General features: G+C 65.9%; 1 protein-coding gene. It reads left to right on the top strand.

What is annotated here, in order from left to right; genetic code table 11:
- Positions 1-1678, top strand: a 1678-nt coding sequence (locus BSG20_RS35250; RefSeq protein WP_244551856.1) for a condensation domain-containing protein, incomplete at both ends; no start/stop codon positions are given.

Genomic DNA, 1678 nt, shown 5'->3' with positions numbered 1-1678 from the left:
GATCTGGGCGGAGCTTCTCGGGGTCGAGCGGGTCGGCCGCCACGACAACTTCTTCGAACTCGGCGGCCACTCGCTCCTGGCGGTGCAGCTCTTGAGCCGGCTGTCGCAGGCCGTTGGTGTGGAACTGCCGCTGGCGACGCTGTTTGCCAAGCCGGTGCTTTGCGATCTGGTGGCAAGCATCGTCGAGCTGTTGAGCCGCGCCGGTCCGCAAGACCTGCCGGCGATTGCGGCGGTATCGCGTCACGAGCCGGTTGTGCCGTCGTTCGCGCAGCAGCGGCTATGGTTTTTAGCGAAGCTGGACGAAGGCGGCACGAACTATCACATGCCGCTGGGATGGCGGCTGCGTGGTGTGCTCGACCGCAGCGCCTGGCAGCGCAGCCTCGACCGCTTGTTTGCCCGTCATGAGGCGCTGCGCAGTGTCTTTGTCGCACCGCAGGGCAAGCCCCGGGTTGAGGTTCTGCCGCCGGATGCGGGGTTGCCGGTGGTCGAGCACGATCTGCAAGGGCTGCCGGATGCGCAAGCCGCACTTTTGAATCTGTGCCATGAAGAGGCGCACACGCCGTTCGATCTTGCGGGTGGGCCGCTGATCCGCGGGCGTCTGATCCGGATGTCGGATGACGACCATGTCTTCCTGCTGACGCAGCATCACATCGTCTCGGACGGCTGGTCGATGGGCGTGCTGGTGCGTGAACTCAGTCAGTTTTACCGGGCGTTCGCGGCTGGACAGGACGATCCTTTGCCGCCGCTGGCGATCCAGTACCCGGATTATGCCGCCTGGCAACGGCAGTGGCTGTCGGGGGAACGGCGGCAGACCCAGGCGCAATATTGGCGCGACACCCTGTATGGCGCCCCGGCCAGACTTGCCTTGCCGACGGACCGTGCGCGTCCGGCCCAGCAGTCGTTTGCCGGAGCCAGTGTGCCTGTTGTCATCGATGCGGATCTGACGCGCGGGCTGAAGCGGCTGAGCCGGCAGCAGGGCACGACGTTGTTCATGACGGTGCTGGCGGCCTGGGCCGCGGTGCTGTCGCGTCTGTCGGGGCAGGACGACCTTGTGATCGGCGTGCCGAGCGCCAATCGAGGCCGGCGCGAGATCGAAGAGCTGATTGGCTTCTTCGTCAACACCCTGGCGCTTCGGGTCGACCTGTCGGGCGAGCCGAGCGTGTCGGAGCTTCTGGAACGGACGCGGCGCACGGCGCTCGCCGCCCAGGAGCATCAGGACCTGCCGTTCGAGCAGGTCGTCGACATCGTGCAGCCACCCAGGCATCTTGATCACACGCCGTTGTTCCAGGTGATGCTGGCCTGGCAGAACAACACCGTTGAGTCGCTCGATCTAGCCGGGTTGAGCGTGGGGGCTGCGGGGGAGGAGTTCGATCAGGTCAAGTTCGATCTGGAGTTGAGCCTGGGCGAGCATGGCGAGGAGATCGCCGGAACCTTTGGTTATGCCACGGCGCTGTTCGATGAGGCGACGATCGAGCGGCAGCGTGGCTATCTCCTGGCGCTGCTGCGGGCGATGGTTGCCGATGCCGGGCAGCCGGTCGGCCGCATCGACCTCCTGCCGGACGACGAACGTACATACCTGCTGGAGGATCTGAACCGGACGGCGGCACCTTACCCGTCGGATCTGTGCATCCACGAGCTGTTCGAGGCGCAGGTGCAAAAGGCGCCGGACGCGGTGGCG

Origin of the sequence: Rhizobium tibeticum (genome assembly GCF_900110205.1) — a bacterium.
In the GTDB taxonomy this organism is placed as follows: Bacteria; Pseudomonadota; Alphaproteobacteria; order Rhizobiales; family Rhizobiaceae; genus Rhizobium; species Rhizobium tibeticum.
Note: the sequence above shows the minus strand (reverse complement) of the source record. Positions and strands in the feature narration are given on the sequence as shown.